Source organism: Romboutsia sp. 13368 (genome assembly GCF_018336475.1).
Classification (GTDB): Bacteria; Bacillota; Clostridia; order Peptostreptococcales; family Peptostreptococcaceae; genus Romboutsia.
In genome coordinates, this window is the sequence record NZ_CP048741.1 from 503,948 (window position 1) to 510,384 (window position 6,437).

At 28.8% G+C, this 6,437-nt stretch carries 5 protein-coding genes; all 5 read left to right on the forward strand.

Features of this window, described 5'->3' with window-relative positions; all coding sequences use genetic code 11:
* Positions 1 to 98: 98 nt before the first annotated feature.
* Complete coding sequence (hemW, locus tag G3997_RS02125) at positions 99 to 1,232, forward strand: radical SAM family heme chaperone HemW (RefSeq protein ID WP_296647351.1); 1,134 nt, start codon at positions 99 to 101, stop codon at positions 1,230 to 1,232.
* A 98-nt stretch (positions 1,233 to 1,330) separates the two neighbouring features.
* Positions 1,331 to 2,350 carry a heat-inducible transcriptional repressor HrcA gene (gene hrcA, locus G3997_RS02130; RefSeq protein ID WP_296647355.1) on the forward strand — a complete coding sequence of 340 codons (1,020 nt, stop codon included), beginning with the start codon at positions 1,331 to 1,333 and terminating at the stop codon, positions 2,348 to 2,350.
* A gap of 18 nt (positions 2,351 to 2,368) precedes the next feature.
* Positions 2,369 to 2,932 (forward strand): nucleotide exchange factor GrpE, encoded by a 564-nt coding sequence (gene grpE, locus G3997_RS02135; protein ID WP_296647357.1) that lies wholly within the window; start codon positions 2,369 to 2,371, stop codon positions 2,930 to 2,932.
* A gap of 113 nt (positions 2,933 to 3,045) precedes the next feature.
* A complete protein-coding gene (gene dnaK, locus G3997_RS02140; protein WP_296647360.1) occupies positions 3,046 to 4,884 on the forward strand; it encodes a molecular chaperone DnaK in 1,839 nt (612 codons plus the stop codon).
* Between the two features lie 265 nt (positions 4,885 to 5,149).
* Positions 5,150 to 6,304 carry a molecular chaperone DnaJ gene (gene dnaJ / locus G3997_RS02145; protein WP_296647362.1) on the forward strand — a complete coding sequence of 385 codons (1,155 nt, stop codon included), beginning with the start codon at positions 5,150 to 5,152 and terminating at the stop codon, positions 6,302 to 6,304.
* The last annotated feature ends 133 nt before the right edge of the window (positions 6,305 to 6,437 follow it).

A 6,437-nucleotide genomic window follows, 5' to 3' on the forward strand; every position in this document is an offset into this window, starting at 1 on the left:
TTAARATAAATTATTTAATATTTATATTTTAAAATTAGCGATAGTATTATGAAAATATTGGTATAATTATAAAAGAATAAATGGATAAGGAGAAATAAATGTTAGGATTATATGTACATGTACCATTTTGTGCACAAAAATGTAACTATTGTGATTTTAACTCTTATAAAATAGAAGAAAAAAATCAGAAAAAAGATTATTTAACAAATGTTGCAAAAGAAATGGAATTATATAAAGAAGAATTTAAAAATAAAGAATTTACTAGTGTATTTTTAGGAGGAGGTACTCCAAGTATATTAAATTCCGATGAATTAACTATGCTTGTGAAAAGTATATATAAGAATTTTAATATAAAAAAAGATGCTGAAATAACTATGGAGTGTAATCCAGGTACTTTAAATAAAGAAAAGCTAGAAACTATAAAATCATTAGGTATAAATAGATTAAGTATGGGACTTCAAGTAACTCAAAATCATCATTTAAAATATATAGGTAGAATACATACATATGAACAATTTGAGAAAAACTATAAAGATGCAATTGATGTAGGTATAAATAATATTAATGTAGATTTAATGTATTCTCTTCCGAATCAATCATTTGATGAGTGGAAAGAAACTTTAGATAAAATAATAAAACTAAATCCATCACATATATCTGCATACTCACTTATATTAGAAGAGGGAACTAAGTTTTATGATATGTATATGAATAAAGAGTTTGAACTTAATGATGAAGAAGTTGATATAAATATATATAAATATACTATAGATACATTGAATAAAAATGGATATCATCAATATGAAATATCTAATTATGCAAAAGAAGGATATGAATGTAAACATAATATAGTTTATTGGAAATGTGATAATTACCTAGGACTAGGACCAGGAGCATCAGGTTACATAAATAATTATAGATATAGTAATATTTGTGATGTTAAAGGATATAATAAGTACTTAGAGGATAATAAAAAACCATTAGAAGAAAAGAATATACTAAGTAAAAAAGATGAAATAGAAGAGTTTATATTTATGGGGCTTAGAATGAATAAAGGCATTAATTTAGATGAATTCTATGAAAAATTTAATATAAATTTTAAGGATAAATACAGTAATATTATAGAAAAATTAAAGAATTTAAACTTAATTATAGAGCAAAATAATAATATAACTTTAACGCAAAGAGGAAGAGAAATATCTAATACTGTATTTGTAGAATTTATAGATTAACCAAAAAGTATTGACAATGTTAAAAAATAATGATATATAATATATATAATCTTTTTAGCACTCGGRTTAAATGAGTGCTAACAGCGAGGAGGCGTAAAATGAAGCTTAACGAAAGAAAACTAAATATCCTCAAAGCTATAGTTAAAGATTATATAGAAACTGCCGAGGCGGTAGGGTCTAGAACAATATCTAAAAAACATGATTTAGGAATTAGTGCTGCTACTATAAGAAATGAGATGGCTGACTTAGAAGAATTAGGATATTTAATTCAGCCCCATACTTCTGCAGGRAGAGTTCCGTCAGAAAAAGGATATAAGTTATATGTAGATATGCTTATGAGTAAAAGTGAATTAAGTGATGAAGAGAAAAAGCTTATTCAAGATTGTATACAAAATAATGTAAGCCATATAAAAGACTTAATTCAAGAAACATCAAAGTTGTTATCTCAATTGACTAATTATACAACAGTAGCTGTAGCTAAAAGCTTAAACAATCAAAATRTTATAAAGCACATACAATTAGTAAGTATAGATGATAATAAAATATTGCTAGTTGTTGTAACTAATAATGGTGATATTAAAAAGGCAGACTTAACTAGTAATATTTATTTAGATCAATCTAAATTAAATATAATTTCTGACAATCTAACTAGAAAATTGTTAGGGAAAAGTATAGTAGAGATAGATGAGAGATTAATTGCATTTATAAAGTATGAAATAGGTGAATATTCTAATTTAATAGACGGACTTATAGATGCTCTTAACTTTAATATGTCACAAGATGAATTTGCATTTTCTTTAAATGGAGCAACTAATATATTTAATTATCCAGAGTTTAATGATGTTATAAAAGCTAAATCATTTTTAAATATGATAGAGAAAAAAGAAACAATAGATAGCATGTTAAAATCAAAAGGAATACAAAAGGATAATGTAAATATAATAATAGGTAGTGATAATGACCTTGAATTAGCTAAAGATTGTAGTATAGTTACAGCAACATATAATATTGATAAGGACTTAGTAGGCAAGATTAGCTTTATAGGTCCAACAAGAATGGATTATGCAAGGATTTATGCAATAGTAAATTATATTAATTTATTATTTAATAAAAAATAAATTGAGGGGTGCAGTGTATTGGAACATAAGGATACTATCTTAGAAGAAGAAATAGTTAAAGATGATACTCAAGAAGAAGTAGTTGAAAATGAAGAAACTACTGAAGAGAGTCAAGAAAATGTAGTTGATATAGAAGAAAAGCTTGAAGAAAAAAAGTTAAGTGATGAAATAGAGGCTCTTAATGACCAATATAAAAGACTTCAAGCAGAATATGCAAATTATAGAAGAAGAACTCAACAAGAAAAAGAAACTATAGGTATATTTGCTAATGAAAAAATATTAAATGAATTAATACCTGTTATAGATAGTATGGAAAGAGCATTAGAAGCTTGTACAGATAAAGAAGATACTATGTTTAAAGGTGTAGAGCTAGTTTATAAGCAATTAAAAGATATGATAACAAAATTCGGTTTAGAAGAAATTGAAGCACAAGATGCAGATTTTGATCCTAACTTACATTTAGCAGTTATGCAAGAAAGTGTAGATGGAGTTGAACCAAATAAAGTTGTTATGGTACTTCAAAAAGGATATAAGCTAGGAAATAAAGTATTAAGAGCAAGTATGGTTAAGGTTTCTTGCTAATTAAAAATATAACTTTATTTTGTAAATATTAGTTAAAATTAACTTAAAATTTTATAGTAGTAAATAAATCAATAGATTTATATATAGATATATTTATAGGAGGAAAAAGTATTATGTCAAAAGTAATAGGAATAGATTTAGGAACAACTAACTCTTGTGTTGCAGTACTTGAAGGTGGAGAACCACAAGTAATAACAAATGCAGAAGGGATGAGAACTACTCCATCAGTAGTAGCTTTTACTAAAGATGGTGATAGAATAGTAGGAGAACCTGCAAAAAGACAAGCAGTTACAAATGCAGATAAAACGATAATATCTATAAAAACTCATATGGGAACAGATTATAAAGTTAATATAGATGGTAAAGCATATACTCCACAAGAAATATCAGCTATAACTTTACAAAAACTAAAGGCTGATGCAGAAGCTTACTTAGGTCAACCAGTTAAAGAAGCTGTTATAACAGTTCCAGCATACTTTACAGATGCTCAAAGACAAGCAACTAAAGATGCAGGAAGAATAGCTGGTCTTGATGTTAAGAGAATAATAAATGAACCAACAGCAGCAGCTCTTGCTTATGGTTTAGATAAATTAGATCAAGAAAAGAAAGTATTAGTATTTGACTTAGGTGGAGGAACATTCGACGTTTCTATACTTGAAATAGGAGATGGAACATTTGAAGTTTTAGCTACTGCAGGTAACAATAGACTTGGTGGAGATGATTTTGACCAAGTATTAATAGATTACTTAGCTGATGAATTCAAAAAAGCTGAAGGTGTAGATTTAAGAAATGATAAAATGGCTCTTCAAAGATTAAAAGAAGCTGCTGAAAAAGCTAAGAAAGAGTTATCATCAACAATGACAACTAATGTAAACTTACCTTTCATAACAGCTACTGCTGAAGGTCCAAAACACTTAACAATAGATATAACTAGAGCTAAATTCGATGAATTAACTGCTCACTTAGTAGAAAAAACTATGGAACCAACAAGAAGAGCATTACAAGATGCTGGTCTTTCTACATCTGATATAGATGATGTATTATTAGTTGGTGGATCTACAAGAATACCAGCTGTTCAAGAAGCTGTTAAGAAGTTTATAGGAAAAGAACCACATAAAGGTATAAACCCAGATGAATGTGTTGCTGCTGGTGCTGCTATACAAGCTGGTGTTTTAACTGGAGAAGTTAATGATTTATTACTTCTTGATGTTACTCCATTATCTTTAGGTATAGAAACTATGGGTAATGTAATGACTAAGATAATAGAAAGAAATACAACAATACCAACTAAGAAATCACAAGTATTCTCAACTGCTGCAGATAACCAAACTGCTGTTGATATACATGTACTTCAAGGTGAAAGAAGTATGTCTTACGACAATACAACTTTAGGTAGATTCCAATTAACTGATATACCACCAGCACCAAGAGGAATACCTCAAATAGAAGTTACTTTCGATATAGATGCTAACGGTATAGTTCATGTTACTGCTAAAGATTTAGGAACTGGAAAAGAACAAAAAGTAACTATAACTTCAGGAACTAACTTAAGTGAAGAAGAAATAGAAAGAAAAGTAAAAGAAGCTGAAATGAATGCTGAAGCTGATAAGCAAAAGAAAGATAAAATAGAAGCATTAAACCAAGCTGATTCAACTATATATCAAACAGAAAAAACATTAAATGAACTTGGTGATAAAGTAAGTGCTGATGATAAATCTCAAATAGAATCTGCAATAGCTAAGTTAAAAGAAGTTAAAGAAAAAGAAAGCGCAACTGCTGAAGAAATAAAATCTGCTATGGATGAAGTAATGAACAAGTTCCATAAGATATCTGAACAAATGTATCAACAAGCACAAGCTGAGCAACAAGCTAATGCTGGTCAAGAACAAGCAGGACCACAAGATGATAATGTAGTTGATGCTGATTTTACAGAAGTAAATGACGAAAAATAGATTACAAATATAGGTATATTTGTATATAATTAATATATAAGAAAAGAGTATCTTTTCATAAGCATTAATCATTAATGATGAAATTGAATGCTTAATATAATGATAATAGCTTGTAGTATTGATATTCTACAAGCTATGTTTTTATTTAATAAAAGTATGAGTATATTAAATAATATTACTACTATGAAAAGATATATTTGTTAAATTTAAGGTGGTGACAGTATTGAGTACTAAAATATTTGTTAAATTTAAGGTGGTGACAGTATTGAGTACTAAAAGAGACTATTATGAGGTATTAGGTGTAGATAGAAATGCTGATGAGCAAGCTTTAAAAAAAGCATATAGAAAATTAGCTATGAAATACCATCCAGATAGAAACCCAGATAATAAAGAAGCTGAAGAAAAATTCAAAGAAGTAAATGAGGCATATGAGGTATTATCAGATGCTACTAAGAGACAAAATTATGATCAATTTGGACATGAAGGTGTAAATGGACAAGGTGGATTTGGAGGATTCGGAGGCCAAGGATTTGGCGGTGGCGGATTCGAAGATATATTTGGAGATATATTTGGAGATATGTTTGGTGGAGGTTTTGGCGGAGGATCAAGACCTAGAAGAAGAGGGCCAGAGCGTGGAGCGGATATAAAACAAAGTATAACTATAGACTTTGAAGAGGCTGCTTTTGGTAAAAAAGCTTCTGTAAAAATAAATAGAAGTGAAGAATGTGATGAATGTCATGGTAGTGGAGCAAAACCTGGAACATCTAAAAAAACTTGTCCTACATGTAACGGTGCAGGAGAGGTTAGAACTGTGCAAAGAACGCCTTTTGGTAATATAGCGAGTTCAAGAACTTGTTCAACTTGTGGGGGAGAAGGAGAAGTTTTAGATACTCCTTGTACTAAATGTTCAGGTAAAGGTAATGTTAGAAAAGTTAAGACTATAGAAGTTGATATTCCAGCTGGTATAGATGATGGACAAATGATAAAACTTTCAGGTCAAGGTGAAGTCGGAAGTAAAGGTGGACCAAGAGGAGACTTATATATAGTTGTAAATGTAAAATCTCACTCATTATTCACTAGAGATGGATTTGATATATACTTTGATATGCCTATAACATTTAGTCAAGCTGCACTAGGCGACGAAATAGAGGTTCCAACTTTAGATGGTAAGGTTAAATATACTATACCAGAAGGAACTCAAACAGGAACTGTATTTAGATTAAGAGAAAAAGGAATTCCAAAGTTAAGAGGAAATTCTAGAGGAGATCAATATGTAAAAGTTATAGTAGATACTCCGAAAAGATTAAACGAAAAGCAAAAAGAACTTTTAAGACAATTTGCTGCAGAATGTGGTGAAGAAGTTCATGAAAAAAAGAGTTCTTTTGGAARAAAGATAGAAAATTTATTTAAAAAAAAGTAAAGAAAAAAAGTTCTAGGATATTTTCCTAGAACTTTTTTAWTAKAANAAAGAGCTATAGCCTGGMWTTSTGTAATAGCTTTACTTTTTTATATAGATAGGCTTTGCTATGCTAAAATTAAATATTTTGAAGAAA